This is a genomic window from uncultured Jatrophihabitans sp., from assembly GCF_964252635.1.
In the GTDB taxonomy this organism is placed as follows: domain Bacteria; phylum Actinomycetota; class Actinomycetes; order Mycobacteriales; family Jatrophihabitantaceae; genus Jatrophihabitans.
In genome coordinates this window covers 39621-56133 of record NZ_CAXUNP010000009.1, presented here as the reverse complement: position 1 = coordinate 56133, position 16513 = coordinate 39621, and the positions used below count along the sequence as shown (strand labels likewise).

The 16513-nt window shown below is 72.7% G+C and carries 13 protein-coding genes and 1 pseudogene; 7 read left to right on the top strand and 7 right to left on the bottom strand.

Features of this window, described 5'->3' with window-relative positions; translation table 11 throughout:
* The first annotated feature begins 10 nt into the window (after window positions 1-10).
* The 3 genes from tatC to ACFFCA_RS06065 all read left to right on the top strand — a co-directional run bounded on the left by tatC (window position 11) and on the right by ACFFCA_RS06065 (window position 5038).
* On the top strand, window positions 11-934 hold the full coding sequence (gene tatC / locus ACFFCA_RS06075; protein ID WP_375482818.1) for a twin-arginine translocase subunit TatC: 924 nt from the start codon (window positions 11-13) through the stop codon (window positions 932-934).
* 46 nt (window positions 935-980) lie between these two features.
* Window positions 981-3710, top strand: a complete 2730-nt coding sequence (locus tag ACFFCA_RS06070; RefSeq protein ID WP_375482816.1) for a DEAD/DEAH box helicase — start codon at window positions 981-983, stop codon at window positions 3708-3710.
* Between the two features lie 134 nt (window positions 3711-3844).
* On the top strand, window positions 3845-5038 hold the full coding sequence (locus tag ACFFCA_RS06065) for a DUF4333 domain-containing protein (RefSeq protein WP_375482814.1): 1194 nt from the start codon (window positions 3845-3847) through the stop codon (window positions 5036-5038).
* Between the two features lie 14 nt (window positions 5039-5052).
* On the opposite strand, the gene ACFFCA_RS06060 is transcribed toward ACFFCA_RS06065, so the two are convergent.
* Both ACFFCA_RS06060 and ACFFCA_RS06055 read right to left on the bottom strand, forming a co-directional pair.
* Window positions 5053-5955, bottom strand: coding sequence for a 5'-3' exonuclease H3TH domain-containing protein (locus ACFFCA_RS06060; RefSeq protein ID WP_375482812.1), 903 nt, complete (start codon window positions 5953-5955; stop codon window positions 5053-5055).
* A complete protein-coding gene (locus ACFFCA_RS06055; RefSeq protein WP_375482810.1) occupies window positions 5952-6983 on the bottom strand; it encodes a LacI family DNA-binding transcriptional regulator in 1032 nt (343 codons plus the stop codon). Before ACFFCA_RS06055 ends, ACFFCA_RS06060 begins: the two co-directional genes overlap by 4 nt.
* 96 nt (window positions 6984-7079) lie before the next feature.
* On the opposite strand from ACFFCA_RS06055, the pseudogene ACFFCA_RS06050 reads away from it, so the two are divergent.
* The 4 genes and pseudogenes from ACFFCA_RS06050 (at window position 7080) to ACFFCA_RS06035 (ending at window position 12110) form a co-directional block, all read left to right on the top strand.
* Window positions 7080-8635: pseudogene (locus ACFFCA_RS06050) on the top strand (amidohydrolase).
* A 56-nt stretch (window positions 8636-8691) separates the two neighbouring features.
* On the top strand, window positions 8692-10296 hold the full coding sequence (gene lnt / locus ACFFCA_RS06045) for an apolipoprotein N-acyltransferase (RefSeq protein ID WP_375482808.1): 1605 nt from the start codon (window positions 8692-8694) through the stop codon (window positions 10294-10296).
* Window positions 10293-11033, top strand: coding sequence for a polyprenol monophosphomannose synthase (locus tag ACFFCA_RS06040; protein WP_375482806.1), 741 nt, complete (start codon window positions 10293-10295; stop codon window positions 11031-11033). Before lnt ends, ACFFCA_RS06040 begins: the two co-directional genes overlap by 4 nt.
* A 36-nt stretch (window positions 11034-11069) precedes the next feature.
* The gene (locus tag ACFFCA_RS06035; RefSeq protein ID WP_375482804.1) at window positions 11070-12110 is read left to right on the top strand and encodes a 5'-3' exonuclease H3TH domain-containing protein; all 1041 of its coding nucleotides are present in this window, start codon (window positions 11070-11072) and stop codon (window positions 12108-12110) included.
* Window positions 12111-12133: 23 nt separating this feature from the next.
* On the opposite strand, the gene ACFFCA_RS06030 is transcribed toward ACFFCA_RS06035, so the two are convergent.
* The 5 genes from ACFFCA_RS06030 to ACFFCA_RS06010 all read right to left on the bottom strand — a co-directional run bounded on the left by ACFFCA_RS06030 (window position 12134) and on the right by ACFFCA_RS06010 (window position 16496).
* Window positions 12134-12481, bottom strand: a complete 348-nt coding sequence (locus tag ACFFCA_RS06030) for an RNA polymerase-binding protein RbpA (RefSeq protein ID WP_375482802.1) — start codon at window positions 12479-12481, stop codon at window positions 12134-12136.
* 199 nt (window positions 12482-12680) lie between these two features.
* Entirely contained in the window at window positions 12681-13403 is a 723-nt protein-coding gene (locus tag ACFFCA_RS06025; protein WP_375482800.1) for a thymidine kinase, read from the bottom strand.
* Window positions 13404-13432: 29 nt separating this feature from the next.
* Complete coding sequence (locus tag ACFFCA_RS06020) at window positions 13433-14185, bottom strand: glycerophosphodiester phosphodiesterase family protein (RefSeq protein WP_375482798.1); 753 nt, start codon at window positions 14183-14185, stop codon at window positions 13433-13435.
* Window positions 14186-14214: 29 nt separating this feature from the next.
* Complete coding sequence (locus ACFFCA_RS06015; RefSeq protein WP_375482796.1) at window positions 14215-15069, bottom strand: SDR family oxidoreductase; 855 nt, start codon at window positions 15067-15069, stop codon at window positions 14215-14217.
* A 104-nt stretch (window positions 15070-15173) separates the two neighbouring features.
* Complete coding sequence (locus ACFFCA_RS06010; protein WP_375482794.1) at window positions 15174-16496, bottom strand: cytochrome P450; 1323 nt, start codon at window positions 16494-16496, stop codon at window positions 15174-15176.
* Window positions 16497-16513 lie beyond the last annotated feature (17 nt).

Genomic DNA, 16513 nt, shown 5'->3' with positions numbered 1-16513 from the left:
GCTGACGCCGATGGTCGACAAGCAGGTGCGGACGCGCAAGGCGAAGAAGCAGCGCCCGGCCAAGACCCCGGACGGCCGGATGGCCGTCATGGACCATCTGCGGGAGCTGCGACGTCGCATCGTGTGGGCGCTGGTGTTCATCGCCGTCGGCGCGGTCGTCGGGTGGTTCCTGTACCCGCACACGCTCGAGTTCCTGCGGCACCCCTACTGCTCGGTTCCCGAGAAGTACCGGGTCGTGTCGGCGGGTAAGGACGCGCCCGAGTGCGCTCTGATCTATCACGGCGCGCTGGACGGGTTCACCACCCGCCTGAAGGTCTCGGTGATCACCGGAGCGATCTTCACCGCACCGTTCTGGCTGTACCAGATCTGGGCCTTCATCACCCCCGGCCTGCGCAAGAACGAGCGCCGCTACACGATCTCGTTCATCGCGGTCTCGACGGTGCTGTTCGCGGCAGGCATGTCACTGGCCTACGCCGTGCTGTCCAAGGGCCTGCAGGTGCTGCTCGAGCAGTCCGGGTACGGCACCCAGGCCCAGCTGACGATCAACGACTACATCTCCTTCGTCACCCTGATGCTCGTGGTGTTCGGCGCCGCCTTCGAACTGCCGCTGCTCGTGGTGATGGCCAACATGGCCGGCGTGCTGTCCGCCCGCATCCTGAAGAAGTCGCAGCGCATCGCGATCTTCCTGATCTTCCTGTTCGCAGCGGTCGCCACCCCGAGCACGGACCCGTTCACGATGTGCGCGATGGCCGTGCCCATGGTCGTGCTCTTCGAGGGCGCGGTGCTGTTCGCGGTCGTCCACGACCGCCGCAAGGCCCGCCGGAAGGCGATCGAGCGCGCCGAGCAGCACCTCGAGGACGACGAGCCGTCCGTCGTCGACCCCATCCCGCGGTCGTTGCCCGTCGCCGGCGACGCGTGGTCCGACACGACCTGACGGCTGTCGGTCCGGCCGTCGGGTCCGCCCGCCTACTGTGGAGGGCATGTCGTCGCCGAGTGAGCGGTACGCCGCGTCCCGGCGCCGCCGGGGGCGCCCGATCCTCGTCGACTTCCGCGCCGAACTGCCGTTCGCGCTCGACCCGTTCCAGGAGCAGGGCTGCGAGGCGCTGGAGGACGGGTACTCGGTGCTCGTCTGCGCCCCCACGGGTGCCGGCAAGACCGTCGTCGGGGAGTTCGGCGTTCACCTGGCCCTCGCCGCGCACCAGAAGTGCTTCTACACGACGCCGATCAAGGCGCTGTCGAACCAGAAGTACAACGACCTCGTCGACCGGTACGGCACCGCACAGGTGGGGCTGCTGACCGGCGACACCGCGATCAACCCGGACGCTCCCGTGGTCGTGATGACCACCGAGGTGCTGCGCAACATGCTCTACGTCGGCAGCCCCGCGCTGGCCGGGCTCGGGTACGTCGTCATGGACGAGGTGCACTACCTCGGCGACCGGTTCCGCGGCGCCGTGTGGGAGGAAGTGATCATCCACCTGCCGGCCGCGGTGCGGCTGATCTCGCTGTCGGCCACGGTCAGCAACGCCGAGGAGTTCGGCGAGTGGCTGGTGTCGGTGCGGGGCGAGACGAGGGTGATCGTGCACGAGGAGCGGCCGGTGCCGCTGTGGCAGCACGTCCTGGTCGGCACGCGGATGTTCGACCTGTTCGGGCCCGACGGCAGTTCCGTCGACGGGCAGCTGCTGCGCCAGGTCGCCGACCGCACCCGCTACGTCGACCCGGTGCCCAACCGGCGGGGCGGGCGCGGGGGACGCGGCTGGCGACCGCCGCACCGACCGGACGTCATCACCCGCCTCGACCGCGAGGGCCTGCTCCCGGCAATCACCTTCATCTTCAGCCGGGCCGGGTGCGACGCCGCGGCCAAGCAGTGCGTGTGGGCGGGGCTGTGGCTCACCGACGAGGACGAGCGCACGGAGATCGACGAGGTTGTCGACGAACTCACCGCCGAGGTGCCTCGCGAGGACCTCGAGGTGCTGGGTTACTGGGAGTGGCGCGACGGGTTGCGTCGGGGCGTGGCCGCCCACCACGCAGGGCTCATCCCGGCGTTCAAGCAGACCGTCGAGGAACTGTTCGTCCGCGGCCTGGTCCGCGCCGTGTTCGCCACCGAGACGTTGGCGCTGGGCATCAACATGCCGGCCCGTACAGTCGTGCTCGAACGGCTCACGAAGTTCAACGGTGAGTCGCACGCCGACGTCACGCCGGGGGAGTACACCCAGCTGACCGGCCGGGCCGGTCGCCGCGGCATCGACGTCGAGGGGCACGCCGTCGTCGTCTGGTCGCCGGACGTCGATCCGCAGCGGGTCGCCGGGCTCGCGTCCAACCGCACCTATCCGCTGCGCTCGTCGTTCCGGCCGTCGTACAACATGGCCGTCAACCTCGTCGGGCAGATGGGGCGTGGCCAGGCCCGCACCCTGCTCGAGGCGTCGTTCGCGCAGTTCCAGGCCGACCGCGGGGTGGCCGGGCTGCTCGCCCAGATCCGGCGCAACGAGGAGACCCTGCGCCAGCATGCGGCGCAGATGCAGTGCCACCTCGGTGACTTCGCCGAGTACGCCGACCTGCGTCGGCGACTCGGCGAGCGCGAGACCCTGCTCGCCCGCGAGGGTGCACGGGAGCGGCGTGGAGCGATCGCCGCCTCGCTGGAGGCGCTGCGGCGCGGGGACGTCATCCGGGTGCCGCGCGGTCGGCGCGCCGGGCTCGCGGTGGTTCTGGACCCGGGGGTCGCCCCGCGCGACGATCCGCGTCCGCTGGTGGTCACCGAGGGCCGGTGGTCGGGTCGGTTGTCGCTCGTCGACTTCCCCATGGCAGTGGACGTGCTGGGCTCGGTGCGCGTGCCCAAGCACGTCAACCACCGCTCACCGCAGGAGCGTCGGGACCTCGCGTCGAGCCTGCGTGCGCTGGACCTGCCGGACGACGTCCCGCGACGGCCCCGGCGCGCGGGCGCGGACGTGACCGGCGACGGCGACGCCGAGGTCCAGCGGCTGCGACGCGCGCTCCGGGCGCACCCGTGCCACCAGTGCACCGACCGCGAGCAGCACGCCCGCTGGGGCGAGCGGTACAGCCGCCTGGCCCGCGAGAACGAGGGGCTGCGCCGGCGCATCGACGGCCGCACCGGCTCGCTGGGCCGCACGTTCGACCGGATCTGCGACCTGCTCGACGAGCGCGGCTACCTCGACGGCGACGAGACGACGCCGGCCGGGCGGCAGCTGGCCCGCATCTGGTCCGAGACCGACCTGCTCACCGCCGAGTGTCTGCGCGCCGGGGTCTGGGACGGGCTCGACCCGGCCGAGCTCGCCGCGGTGGCCTCGTCGCTGGTGTACGAGGCGCGCCGCGAGGAGTTGCTGGTCGACGCCATGCCCAGCTCGGCGGTGCGCGACGCCCTGGCCGCCACCGAACGCATCTGGGCCGACCTCGCGGACGTCGAGGAGCAGCGGCAGCTGCCGCCCAGCCGCGAGCCGCAGCTCGGCTTCGTCTGGGCCATGTACCGCTGGGCCCGGCAGGAGCGTCTCGACCGCGTACTCGGGGTGGCTGCCGAACGCGGCAACGAGCTGTCGGCCGGAGACTTCATCCGCTGGTGCAAGCAGGTGCTGGACCTGCTCGAGCAGCTCGCCGCCGCGCCCGGCCCGAACGGCGGCGCGTCCACGGTGGGCGCCGTCGCCCGCAGCGCCGCCGCGGCCATCAGGCACGGCGTGGTCGCGCAGAGCATGCAGCCCTGACCTGCAGACCGAACAGCACGGGCCAGGGCGACGTGGCCCCAGAATGTCGGCCGGGACGGTGTCGGCCCGGACACCGCGTAGGTCCAGGCGCTACCGTGATCGCGGCTCGAACGACCCGATCGGTGAGGTGGCGCATGTCCGACCAGAGCAACCAGGGCGGCAACCCCGGCCAGCAGTGGCCGCAGAACACGCCGCCGCAGCAGCAGTCGTGGCCGCCGCCGCCACCTGCGCCCGAGGCACAGAACCCCCGCGAGGAGCCCGACGCACGGTCCGATGCCGGTGCGGAGGACGACGACCACGCGACGCGGGTGGTGCCGCGACTGGCCGGTGATCCGACTCCGGGTGGCCAGGCCGCCGGCCAGGGCACGCCGCCGCCGTTCGGCCAGCAGCAGGCTGCCCAGCAGCCGTCGTACGGGCAGCAGGGCGGTCAGCAGTCCTACGGGCAGCAGAGCGGCCAGCAGTCCTACGGGCAGCAGGGCGGCCAGCAGGCCGGCCAGCAGCAGAATGCGCAGCAGCCCTCCTGGGGGCAGCAGGGCGATCAGCAGCAGGGTCAGCAGCAGCCTTCCTGGGGGGACCAGGGCAGCCAGCAGCGGCCGAGCCCGTCACCCCAGGGGTCCGGCCCGGCGCCGAGCCCGTGGAGCAAGCCGAGCGACGCGGCCGGGCCGGACTCTGGACACGAGACGACGGCGCTGTCCGCCGGCGGCTCGTTCGGCCAGCAGTCCTACGGCCAGCAGGCCCAGCAGAACCATGGTGCGCAGTCCTACGGCCAGGGCCAGCCGTCCTACGGACAGGGTCAGCAGGGCTACGGCCAGCAGTCCTACGGCCAGCAGGGCTACGGCCGACAGTCCTACGGGCAGGGCCAGCAGGGCTACGGCCAACTGTCCTACGGGCAGGGCCAGCAGTCCTACGGCCAGCAGAACTACGGGCAGGGCCAGCAGTCCTACGGCCAGCAGGGCTACGGCCAGCAGGGCTACGGCCAGCAGGGCTACGGCCAGGGCGGTGCCTACCCGTCGACGCCGCAGCCCGAGCGCAAGAGTCGCAAGGGCCTGCTGATCGCCCTCGTCGCCGTCGTCGTGGTGGTCGCCGTCGCGCTGGTGCTGATCTTCGCGGTGTTCAAACCCTTCGCCGACAAGAAGCTCAGCCACACCGCGGTCGAGAAGTACATCGCCAGCACGTTCAGCCGCAGCGGCGTCTCGTGCAACAACGGCAAGGACATCACAGTGAAGAAGGACGCCACCTTCACGTGCACGACCTCGGCCAAGGCGACCTACCGGGTGACCATCACCAAGACCAGCGACGCCAAGTACACGGTGCAGCCGACGAGCTGACGGTCGGGTCTGCGTCAGCCGCGCGCGGCGGCCACTGCCTTCGTCAGGCGCTCGACCGAGCTCTCGAGGCCGAGCTCGGTCGCCAGCTCGGCAAGCCGGTCCGCATCTCGCGGACGGGCGGGCAGGTCGTCGTCAACCTCCGGCACCGGGGCGTCGCTGCGCAGGCGGACGGCTGACGGCGCCTTCGCGAGGTAGTCGGTCGCGGCCCGCACCTTGGCCGCGGCGCCGGCCGGGAACCCGTCGTCGCCGGCGGTCGCCGCGGCCACGATCTGCTCGATCGTGCCGAAGCGGGACACCAGCGCGGCGGCGGTCTTCTCGCCGACGCCGGCGACGCCCGGCAGGCCGTCGCTGGGGTCGCCGCGCAGCACCGCGAAGTCGGCGTAGTTCTCGGCCGGGATGCCGTACTTCGTCCGCACCGCGGCCGGCGTCATGTCCTCCATCTTGGCGATCCCCTTGCCGGTGTACAGCACGGTGACGCGGTCGTCGGCCAGGGCCAGCATGTCGCGGTCGCCGCTGACGACCTCCACCCGGTCGCGGTCGCGACGCGCCAGGGCCGCCATGACGTCGTCGGCCTCGAAACCCTCGGCGCCGGCGCACGCGAGACCGAACGCCGTCAGCACCTGGAGCAGGAGCGGCACCTGCGGGCTCAGCAGGTCGGGAACCTCCTCGCCGCCGTCGGGTGCCACCCGGTGCGCCTTGTAGGTCGGGACGAGCTCGACGCGGAACGCGGGTCGCCAGTCCAGGTCGAGGCAGGCCACCCAGCGGGACGGACGCCGCTTGTCGATGAGGGAGGCCGACATGTCCAGGAAGCCGCGGATCGCGTTCACGGGGCGGCCGTCCGGCGCGGTGACGGTGTCGGGGATGGCGTGGAACGCGCGGAAGTACAGGTTGGCGGCGTCGATGAGCATCAAGGTCATGACGAGGCTCCGTCCGGGCCCTGGGTGCTGGCCCGCAGGACGAGCTCGGTGGGCAGCACCACCGCCGGGTCCCGCGGGTCCCCGTCGTCGTCGTCGGCCCCGGCGATCCGGGCGAGCAGTCTGGTGGTGACGTCCTGGGCCTGCACGCCGACCGGTTGACGCACGGTGGACAGGTCCATGAGCTCGGCGAACGGCTGGTCGTCGAAGCCCATCACCGCGACCTCCTCGCCCGGCACCAGCCCGGAGCGGTAGATCTCGCGGATGGCGCCGTAGGCCATCTCGTCGCTCTCGGCGAAGATCGCGGTCGGCCGGTCGGGCAGTTCGAGGAAGCTCCGGGTCGCGGACCGGCCGCCCTCGACCGTGAAGTAGCCGAGCCGCTCGAGGTCGGGGTCGGGCTCGACGCCGACCGCGGCGAGGCTGTGCCGGTACCCGTCGCGGCGGTGCAGCGGCGGCGTGAACCGCATCGGGTCGTCGGTGTCGCCGCCGATGAGCCCGATGCGGCGGTGTCCCAGGCTCACGAGATGGTCGACGGCCGCGCGGGCGGCGGCGACGTCGTCGATGCCGGCCGACAGGAAACCCTCCCGCTCGATGCCGAGCAGCCCGACCGGGCGGTGCAGGGCGGTGAGCGCGTCGAACTCGGCGTCCTCGAGCACGAGGCTGGCGACCAGCACGCCGTCGACGCGCTTGCGCATCGGCATCTCGTCGAAGAAGCGACGCCGGCCGTCCTCGTCGCCCAGGTTGTAGAGCAGGAGGTCGAAACCCGCCTGGCGCAGCTCGGCCTCGACGGTGGCGATGACCTCGGCGAAGAACCAGCGGTTGACGAACGGGACCACGAGCCCGATCGTCGCCGTCCGTCCGCTGGCCAGCCGGGCCGCGAACGGCGAGGCCACGTAGTTGAGCTCGTTGGCCGCGGTGAGGACGCGGTCGCGGGTGCCGGCCGCGACGTCCGGGAGCCCGCGCAGCGCCCGGGAGACCGTCGCGATCGACACGCCGGCCCGGCGGGCGACGTCCTCGATGCTCGCGACCACGCGGTGCTCCTGTCGGTGGTGACGCCGGCTGCGGCCGCCGGGTCGCGTAAACGCTACCGGTCCCCGGCCCGTCCGGCGCCGGTGATCGCCCGCCGGGTGCGCACCGACCGCGCTGGCACACTCGGACGGGTGCCCACCCTCTACCGCCACGGACGAATCCACACCCCGGCCGCACGACGGCCGACGGCCCTGATGGTGGGCGACGACGGGATGATCGAGTGGGTCGGTGACGAGCACCGGGCCGAGGCCGATGCCGGCCGGGTCGGGACACGTGTCGTCGACCTCGACGGGGGATGGGTCGCGCCGGCGTTCGTCGACGCGCATGTCCACGCGACGTCCACCGGGTTGGCGTTGACCGCGCTGGACCTCAGCGGCTGCCGCTCCCTGGGCGAGGCGCTGCGGGCGGTGGAGGACGCCGCCCGGTCGGCGCGGGGCCGTCCCGTGCTCGGCGGCGGGTGGAGTGAGACCGACTGGCCTGAGGGGCGGCCGCCGACGTCGGCGGAGCTGGACCGCGCGTCCTACGGCGGCGTGGTCTACCTGGCGCGGGTCGACGTGCACTCGGCGGTGGTGTCGTCGGCGCTGCGGGCCGCGGTGCCCGGCCTCGCCGGGGCGGGGGTCGGCGAGAACGGCTGGATCCGCGAGCCGGCGCACGACCGGGTGCGCGAGGTGGCCCTGGCGTCGCTGACTCGGGCGCAACGCCGGGACGCGCAGCTGGCCATGCTGCGCCGGGCGGCGTCACTCGGGATCGCCGCCGTGCACGAGATGGCCGGGCCGGTCATCAGCACCGAGGACGACCTGGTCGAGCTGATCGTGCTGGCCGCGGACCCGTCGTTGCCGGACGTGACGCCGTACTGGGGCGAGCTGGGGGCCGTCGAGAAAGCCCGCCAGCTGGGCGCCGTCGGAGCCGCCGGCGACCTGTTCTGCGACGGCTCGCTCGGTTCGGCGACCGCCGCGCTGCGTGAGCCGTACGCCAGCCACCCGGGCGAGACGGGCCTGCTGCGCTTCGCCACGCAGGACATGGCCGCGCACGTGGAGGCCTGCGCCGTCGCCGGCCTGCAGTCCGGGTTCCACGCGATCGGCGACGCCGCCGTGGACCAGGTGCTGGACGCCTACGAGCTGGCCTCGGCCCGGCTGGGACGGACGGCAGGCGCGGGTCAGCGCATCGAGCACGCCGAGTACGTCCGTGACCCGGCCCGGCTCGCCGCGTCCGGGCTGACGGCCTCGATGCAGCCCTGCTTCGACGCGTTGTGGGGCGGGCGCGACGGCATGTACGCGCAGCGTCTCGGCGGCGACCGCTCGCTGGCTCTGAACCGGCTGGCCGACCTCGTCTCCGCCGGCGTGCCCCTGGTCCTGGGCTCGGACTCGCCGGTCACCGAGCTCGGCCCCTGGGCCGCGGTGCGCGCCGCCACCCACCATCACGACCCGGCTGCCTCGATCCCGGTCGAGGCCGCGTTCGAGGCGCACACGCGCGCCGGGTGGCAGGCGGCGGGGCACGACGTCGAGGGCGTGCTGGCGCCCGGCCGGCCGGCGACGTTCGCGTCTGGCGGACCGCCGACGACGGGCACGACCTCCCGCCGCTGGACGACCCGGCCGGCCTGCCGACCTGCCGGGCCACGGTGCTGCGCGGCCACGTGCTGCACGAGACGGGGTGACGGCGGCGGTCGGCGAGGTCGGTGTCGCCTCAGCGGGGCTCGGCGATACTGGTCCGATGCACCCCGTCCGCGCGCCGCGCTTCCCGGCGCGCTGGGCCGCGCTCGCCGCCGTCGGAGGCGGCGCGGCGGGGGTCCTGGCGTTCCCGCGTTTCGGATGGTGGCCGTTCGCGTTCCTCAGCGTCGCCGCCCTGTCGGTGGCCGTCGACGGTCGCCGCGCGCGCACCGGGGCGTGGCTGGGCTACCTCTACGGCGCCGCGTTCCTGCTGCCGCTGGTGCACTGGACGGGCATCTACGTCGGCCCCGTTCCCTGGCTCATCCTGGGCCTGTTCTTCGCGCTGTTCTTCGCCGTCCTCGGGGCCGCGCTCACCGTGCTGGTGCGGCTGCCGGGACGCATCTTCTGGGTCGGCGCGGCGTGGGTCGGGCAGGAGTTCCTGCGCGACCGCATCCCGTTCGGCGGGTTCCCGTGGGGCCGACTCGCGTTCAGCCAGGCGAGCTCGCCACTCAAGTGGTTCGCGCCACTGGGCGGCGCACCGTTGGTGACGTTCGTGGTCGCGGTGGCCGGGGCCGGGCTGGCCGAGGCCGGCCTGGCGGCGTGGCCCACGCTGCGACGGCCGCTCGTCGCGGGCCTGGTCGCGCTGGTGGCGGTGCCCGTCGTCGGGCTGGTGCTGGCCGTCCCGCTCGACCCCGGTGACGGCGGCCGGCAGGAGACCGTCGCCGTCATCCAGGGCGGGCTGCCCGACACCGGCACCCTCGACATCGAGACCCGCGCCGAGCAGGTCCTCGACAACCACGTCCGCCAGACGCTGAAGCTCGCGGCCGAGGTGAAGGCCGGGACGGTGGCCCGGCCGAGCCTGGTGCTGTGGCCCGAGAACGCCTCCGACGTCGACCCGTTCGAGGACGCCGGCGCCTACGCCAAGATCGACCGGGCCGTGAAGGCCGTCGGCGCGCCCGTGCTCGTCGGGGCCATCCTGCAGGGGCCGGGCCCGACGCACCGCCGCAACGTCGGCATCCTGTGGTCGCCGACCACCGGCCCCGGCGCACGCTACGTCAAGCGGCACCCGGTGCCGTTCGCCGAGTACATCCCGCTGCGCGGTATCGCGCAGGCCGTCAGCTCCGACGCCAAGACGGTCACCCAGGACATGGTGGCGGGCAAGGGCAACGGGCTGCTGCGGGGCGGCCCGGTACCGATCGGCGACGTCATCTGCTTCGAGGTCGCCTACGACGACCTCGTCCGCTCGTCGGTCGCGGCCGGAGCCCGGCTCGTCGTCGTGCAGACCAACAACGCCACCTTCGGGCACACCCCGGAGACCTACCAGCAGCTGGCCATGAGCCAGTTGCGGGCCGTCGAGCTGGGCCGCACGGTCGTGCAGGCGGCCACGACCGGCAAGTCGGCCCTGATCGGCCCGGACGGCCGGGTGATCCTGAGCTCAGGGCCGCTGTACCGCTCGGCGATCCTGGTCCACGCCGTGCCCGTCCGGACGGCCACTACGCTGGCGACCCGGATCGGCGCGGTACCCGAATGGGTGTTGAGCGCAGCCGCGCTCGCCGGTCTGCTGTTCGCGGTCTGGCGCCGCCGGGGCGACCGGACCGCAGCGTCGGCGCGCCAGCGGGACGAGGGCACAGCGAGCGGGGTCGAGCAGGAGGAGGTTGCGCACCGATGAGCCGGGTGTTGGTGGTCGTCCCGACCTACGACGAGCGCGAGAACATCGAGCGGATCATCGGCCGGGTCAGGGCGTCCGTGCCCGACGCGCACCTGCTCGTGGTCGACGACGGCAGCCCGGACGGAACGGGCAAGATCGCCGACGAGCTGGCGGACGGCGACGACCACATCCACGTCCTGCACCGGACCGCGAAGGCCGGCCTCGGGGCGGCGTACATCGCCGGTTTCGGCTGGGGGCTGGACCAGGGCTACGACGTGCTCGTCGAGATGGATGCCGACGGTTCGCACGCGCCCGAGCAGCTCCCGCGGTTGCTGGCCGCCCTCGACCGGGCCGATCTCGTCCTGGGTTCGCGCTACGTCCCGGGCGGGTCCGTCGTGAACTGGCCCCGTTCGCGCGAGCTCATCTCGCGCGGCGGAAACCTCTACACCCGGCTCGCCCTCGGGCTGCGGCTGCGCGACGCCACCGGCGGCTACCGTGCGTTCCGGCGCGAGGTGCTCGAACGCATCGACTACGCCGGGGTGGCCTCGCAGGGGTACTGCTTCCAGGTCGACCTCGCCCGCCGCGCCCTCGACGCCGGGTTCCGGGTCGTCGAGGTGCCGATCACCTTCGTCGAGCGCGAGCGCGGCGAGTCCAAGATGAGCAGCGAGATCGTGCGTGAGGCCTTCACCCGGGTGACGCAATGGGGGGTCCGGCACCGCGCCGACCAGCTGCGTGGGCTGGTCCGCGGGCGTCGCTGAGACATGTCGTCGGCGGCAGGTGGCAGAGTGGTCGACGTGCAGCAGCCGGTCGTCCTCGCCGTCGACGGCAACTCCCTCGTCCACCGCAGCTTCCACGCCCAGGCCCAGACCGGGCAGGCGTCGTGGGCGGTCCGGGGGCTGCTGACGCAGCTGGTGGCGGCCGTCGAGCGGGTCCGCCCGGCCGTGGTCGTGGTCGGCTTCGACGACCCCGACCGTTCGACGCGCCGCGAACGGTGGCCGGGTTACAAGGCCAACCGTGTCGACAAGCTCGACACCCTCGTGGAGCAGCTGGCGGAGGCCGTCGACGTGTTGCGCCGGATCGGCGTCGCGGTGGTCGTGCCCGCCGGTCTGGAGGCCGACGACGTCCTGGCCTCGTGTGCCGAGTACGCACCCCGCCACGGCGCCCGGACGGTCGTGGTGACCTCGGACCGTGACGCCTTCGCGCTCATCGACGAGCACACGCACGTGCTGCGCATCATCAACGGCGGGGTCGACGCCTCACCCACCATGACCGCCGAACGTCTAGTGCTGCTGCTCGGCGTGCACCCGCACCAGTACCGCGACTACGCGGCGCTGCGTGGTGACCCGTCGGACAACCTGCCCGGCGTCCGCGGGGTCGGGCCCAAGCTGGCGGCACGCCTGCTGGGTGAGTTCGGCTCGGCGCGTGCCGCGTTCGACGACCTGGATGCGGTGACGGCCCGGCTGGGTCAGGGCGCCGCCCGCAGGATGGCCTGTGACGGCGCCCGCGAGGCGTGGGAGCTCAACTGCCAGGTCATGACGATGCATCGCGACGTCGAGCTCGGCCTCGAGCTGGCTGGGGGAGTGGGTGTGCTGCCCTTGGCCGCGGACCCGGTCGCCGCGGTCTTCCGCGAGCACAACCTGACCTGGTCGGCGGCGAACGCGGTGCGTGTGCTGGCCGACGTCGAACCGGCCGACGCCGGCGAGACCGTCACACCGGCACCGGCCTATGCGGATGCTCCCGGCGAGCGGCGCTGGTGGCGGACAGGTGCGCCCCGACGACTGCCACCGCTGCCGCCGAAGCGGCCCGCGGTGGAGCAGTTGTCGTTGTTCGACTGACCGGCCGAGGCCGGATCAGTGGGTCAGGCGCTCTTCTGGCCCCGTCGGGCGCGCAGGACGTCGAGCCGCTCGGCCAGGACCTCTTCGAGATCGGCGATGGTGCGACGCTCCATGAGCATGTCCCAGTGCGTGCGCGGAGCCTTGACCTTCTTGGCCTCGGGCTCCGGGCCGTCGATCAACTTGGCGACGGTGCCGTCGAGTCGGCAGTCCCACGTGCTGGGGATCTCTGCTTCCTCGGAGAACGGCACGGTGAACTCGTGGCCGCGTTCACAGCGGTACGCGGCGACGTTGCGCGGGGCAGGCTCTGCCCCGTACTCGGTCTCGTAGCTGATGGCACCGAGCCGACTGCCCCGCAAAGTGCGATCTGCCATGGTGGGCACCTCCTCGGGCGGTAGTGGTGAGCCCTACCAGGATGTTCGTGGGCTCGCGTACGAATGGTTCAACGAGCCACTCGACATCAGGATTCCCCCCTATGGTGCCCGAGGTAACGATGTCAAGCCCTTGCGACTCAGTGGCGTGCCAGTCGCACCGGTGGAGTGGGGGTCCGAGCGGGCCCGCGCGACCCCGCGATCAGACCTCGAGGCTGAGCTGACCGCGCACCGTGGTCGTGCCGAGGTCACCGCGGCGGTGGTGCATACGGCACAGCACCTGGTAGTGCACCGCAGCCTCGACAGCGCCGGAGTCCTCGGGCGCCGCGGTGTCGGCCACCACGACGGTGTCGCCCTCGCGCACGACGCGCCCGTCGACGACGCGCGCGTTCAGGCGCCCGGGCCGGCCGCACCAGCACAGCACCTCGACGTGCACGGGCGCGATCTCGTCGGCCAGCTCGACGAGCCGTTGCGCGCCGGGCAGCAGGATCGTGCGGAAGTCTGTGACCAGCCCGAAGCAGTAGACGTCGACGTGCCAGTCGTCGACGAGCTCGGCGAGCTGGTCGACGTGCGCGGCGGTCAGGAAGCCGGCCTCGTCGACGATGAGGTAGTCGACGTGCTGCCCCGTTGCCCAGCGGTCCCTGACGAGGTTCCGCACGTCGGTGTCGTCGTCGACCTCGATCGCGTCGCGGGCGAGACCCACCCGGGTCGTGATGCTGGCGCCCCCCGAACGGTCGTACCGCACGAGGCGCAGCCCGCGGCGGCCCTGCCGGGCCTGGTTGTGGTCGATCTGCAGGGCGAGCGTGGACTTGCCGCAGTCCATCGGGCCGTAGAAGAACTTCAGCTGGGCCGGCATCGGCGTCGCCCGCCGGTTCCCGGCGGCGGGGACGGAGGACAGCGCTCCGTCGTCGCGGGGCTCGACCACGCGGCGAGGCTACCGGGTCCGCCCGGCCGTCAGGTCCACTGCCCGCGCTCGCGGAGCACGTTGCGCAGGACGTCGGCCCGGTCGGTCATGACGCCGTCGACGCCGAGGTCGAGCAACCTGGTCATCTCCGCACGGTCGTTGACCGTCCAGACGTGCACCCGGACCCCGAGCCGGTGTGCAGCGGCCAGGTAGCTGCGGTCGACGAGTGTCACGGGACCCAGTCGCGGCGGTACCTGGGCGCAGCGGCCACGCAGCCCGGCGGCGACGCGGCCGCGGGCGGCCCTCAGCCCCAGGGCCTCGTGCGGAGCCAGGCCCGTCACGAGACGCGGTCCGAGCAGTCGACGGACGGCGTGTACCCGCCGGGCCGAGAACGCGCCGACGCACACCCGCGGGAGCGCACCCGTGGCGCGGACCGCTGCGGCCGTGGCGGCCACGCCCGGACCGGACTTGACGTCGAGGTTGAGGCAGACGTCGGGCCAGGTGGCCAGCACGTCGCTGAGCAGGGGAATCGGCTCGGTCCCGCCGATCCGCGCTCGCCGCACCGCGGACCACGGCAGCCGGTCGATCCGGCCGTGGGCGTCGGTCACCCGGTCGAGGGTCGCGTCGTGGAAGGCCAGCGCGACCCCGTCGGCGGTGACCCGCACGTCGGTCTCGAGGAACCGGTAGCCGAGGTCCACCGCGGCCTGGAACGCGGCCATCGAGTTCTCGCCACCCGCGACGGCGAAGCCGCGGTGGGCGAACGCGACCGGCCCGTCGGTGTCGAGGAATCCGTTGGGTGCCACGTGCGCGATGTCCGGTCGGAGGTCGGCGCTCAGAGGAAGATGTCGAGCGCCAGGTCGTCCTCGGTGCCGTCGCCGTAGCGGTAGGGGCTCAGGTCCGTGACGCCCTCCGCGGCCAGCACCTCGTCGTCGATGAAGGTGTTGCCGGTGCACTCGCGGGCCGAGCGGGTCAGGATCGCGTAGGCGGCGTCGGCCACGATCTCGGGTCGCCGGGCCTTGGCCACGCTCTCGTCGCCGCCCAGCAGGTTCTGCACCGCGGCGGTGGCGATGAGCGTCCGGGGCCACAGGCAGTTGCCGGCGATGCCCTGCTCGCGACGGCCCTCGGCCACGCCCAGGGTCAGCATCGTCATCGCGTACTTGCTCACCGTGTACGGCGCGTGGTCGGCGAACCACTTGCGGTCGAGGTTCAGCGGCGGCGACAACGTCAGCACGTGCGGGTTGTCGGACTCGGCCAGGTGCGGCAGCGCCGCGCTGGTCAGCAGGAACGTGCCCCGGGCGTTGATGTCGAGCATGAGGTCGTAGCGCTTGGGGGGCAGGTCACCGATCGTGGACAGGTTGATGGCCGAGGCGTTGTTGACGACGATGTCGATGCCGCCGAAGCGCTCGACGGTGCGGGCCACCGCGTCGGCCACCGAGTCGTCGTCACGCACGTCGCCCACGAGCGGCAACGCGGTGCCACCGGCCGCGGTGATCTCCTCGGCGGCGGTGTGCACGGTGCCGGGCAGCCGCGGGTCGGGTGTGTCCGTCTTTGCCAGCAGCGCGACGTTCGCGCCGTCCCGAGCGGCGCGCACGGCGATGGCCAGGCCGATGCCCCGGCTGCCGCCGGACATGAGGATGGTGCGGCCGGAGAGGGACGGGGAGGAGGTCACAGGCGCTGCCTTTCGCATCGGTTCGGGACGCGGTCATGGTGGCACGGACCGCGCCGTACCGCGTGGCGTGGTCGCGTCGGTTGCAGCCGGTCCTTCACAGCCGGTCCGTCACAGCTGGTCCGTCACAGCCGGTGCAGCGTGACGGGCAGCCCGTCCCTGGGTCGGGGCAGCGACGACCAGTCCATCGGCATCTCGTACCCGTCGGGGACCGAGAAGCGGTAACGCTGCAGCAGCTGGTGCATCGTCGCCTTGATCTCCATACCGCCGAAGTACATGCCGATGCACTTGTGCACCCCGTTGCCGAAGGGCATGAAGGCGTGCCGGTGCACCTTGTCCTCGCGCCGGTCGTCGGCGAACCGGCCGGGGTCGAAGCGCTCGGGGTCGGGCCACCACTCCTCGAAGTGGTGCACCCCCCACAGGTTCGCTGCGACGTGGGTGCCGGCGGGCACGCGGTAGCCGAGCAGCTCGGTGTCCGTCGAGGCCCACCGCATGACGCCGGGCACCGGGACGACGAGCCGCAGCGACTCCTTCATCACCAGGTCGAGCGCGACGAGCCGGTCGAGGTCCCCGTAGGCGACCGCCTCGCTGCCGAGCGCGAGCGACTCGTCGCGGCAGCGGTCCTGCCACTCCGGGTTGCGCGCGAGGTAGTAGGCCATCGACGTGAGGGTGATCGTCGACGTGTCGTGCGCGGCCATCAACAGGAAGATCATGTGGTTGACGATGTCGGTGTCGGTGAAGCTCTCGTCCTCGACCTGGGCGTGGCACAGCGCGCCGAACAGATCGGTGCCGTCGCCGGTGCGCTTCTCGGCGATGCGCGGGGTGAGGTAGTTCTCGAGCAGGGTGCGTCCGGCCAGTCCGCGCGACCACCGCAGGCCCGGCACGGGGAAGCGGACGAACGCGGTGCCGGCGCGGACGGCGTCGACGAACGCGGTGTTGAGCCGGTCGGCCTCGGCTCCCGCCTCGGCGCCCATGAAGGTGTCGGTCGCGATGTCGAGCGTCAGTTGCTTGACGGTCGGGTAGAAGGCGAGCATGCCCGCCTCGGGCCAGCGCGAGAGGCTCTCGGTGATCGTGCGGTTCATGGGTTCCAGGTAGCCGGCCAGGCGGGCCGCCGTGAAGGCCTCCTGCATGATGCGGCGGTGCGTGTGGTGCTCCGCGCCGTCGAGAAGCATCAGGCCGCGCCGGAAGAACGGCCCGATGAGGAAGCTCCACCCCGGACCGCTGTCGAAGACCCGGTTGCGGTTCGTCAGCACCTCGCCCACCGCGTCGGGCCCGGCGGCGGACACCCACGTCCGGCCCAGCGCCTTCATCCACGAGACCGGCCCGTACTTGTCGAAGCGCGAACGGTCGGTCGCCATGGACCCGCTGACGAAGCCCCAGCTGTGGTGGACGAGCGGCAGCCCGGAGTCGCCGGGCATCTCGCGCAGGGTGGTGTCTGTCGAGGTCATACCAGCTCCTTGCCAGT

Bases quoted from the DNA above. Each gene is read 5' to 3' on its own strand.
- tatC (WP_375482818.1), top strand. From the start codon at position 11: ATGGTCGACAAGCAGGTGCGGACGCGCAAGGCGAAGAAGCAGCGCCCG.
- ACFFCA_RS06070 (WP_375482816.1), top strand. From the start codon at position 981: ATGTCGTCGCCGAGTGAGCGGTACGCCGCGTCCCGGCGCCGCCGGGGG.
- ACFFCA_RS06065 (WP_375482814.1), top strand. From the start codon at position 3,845: ATGTCCGACCAGAGCAACCAGGGCGGCAACCCCGGCCAGCAGTGGCCG.
- ACFFCA_RS06060 (WP_375482812.1), bottom strand. From the start codon at position 5,955: ATGACCTTGATGCTCATCGACGCCGCCAACCTGTACTTCCGCGCGTTC.
- lnt (WP_375482808.1), top strand. From the start codon at position 8,692: ATGCACCCCGTCCGCGCGCCGCGCTTCCCGGCGCGCTGGGCCGCGCTC.
- ACFFCA_RS06040 (WP_375482806.1), top strand. From the start codon at position 10,293: ATGAGCCGGGTGTTGGTGGTCGTCCCGACCTACGACGAGCGCGAGAAC.
- ACFFCA_RS06030 (WP_375482802.1), bottom strand. From the start codon at position 12,481: ATGGCAGATCGCACTTTGCGGGGCAGTCGGCTCGGTGCCATCAGCTAC.
- ACFFCA_RS06015 (WP_375482796.1), bottom strand. From the start codon at position 15,069: ATGCGAAAGGCAGCGCCTGTGACCTCCTCCCCGTCCCTCTCCGGCCGC.
- ACFFCA_RS06010 (WP_375482794.1), bottom strand. From the start codon at position 16,496: ATGACCTCGACAGACACCACCCTGCGCGAGATGCCCGGCGACTCCGGG.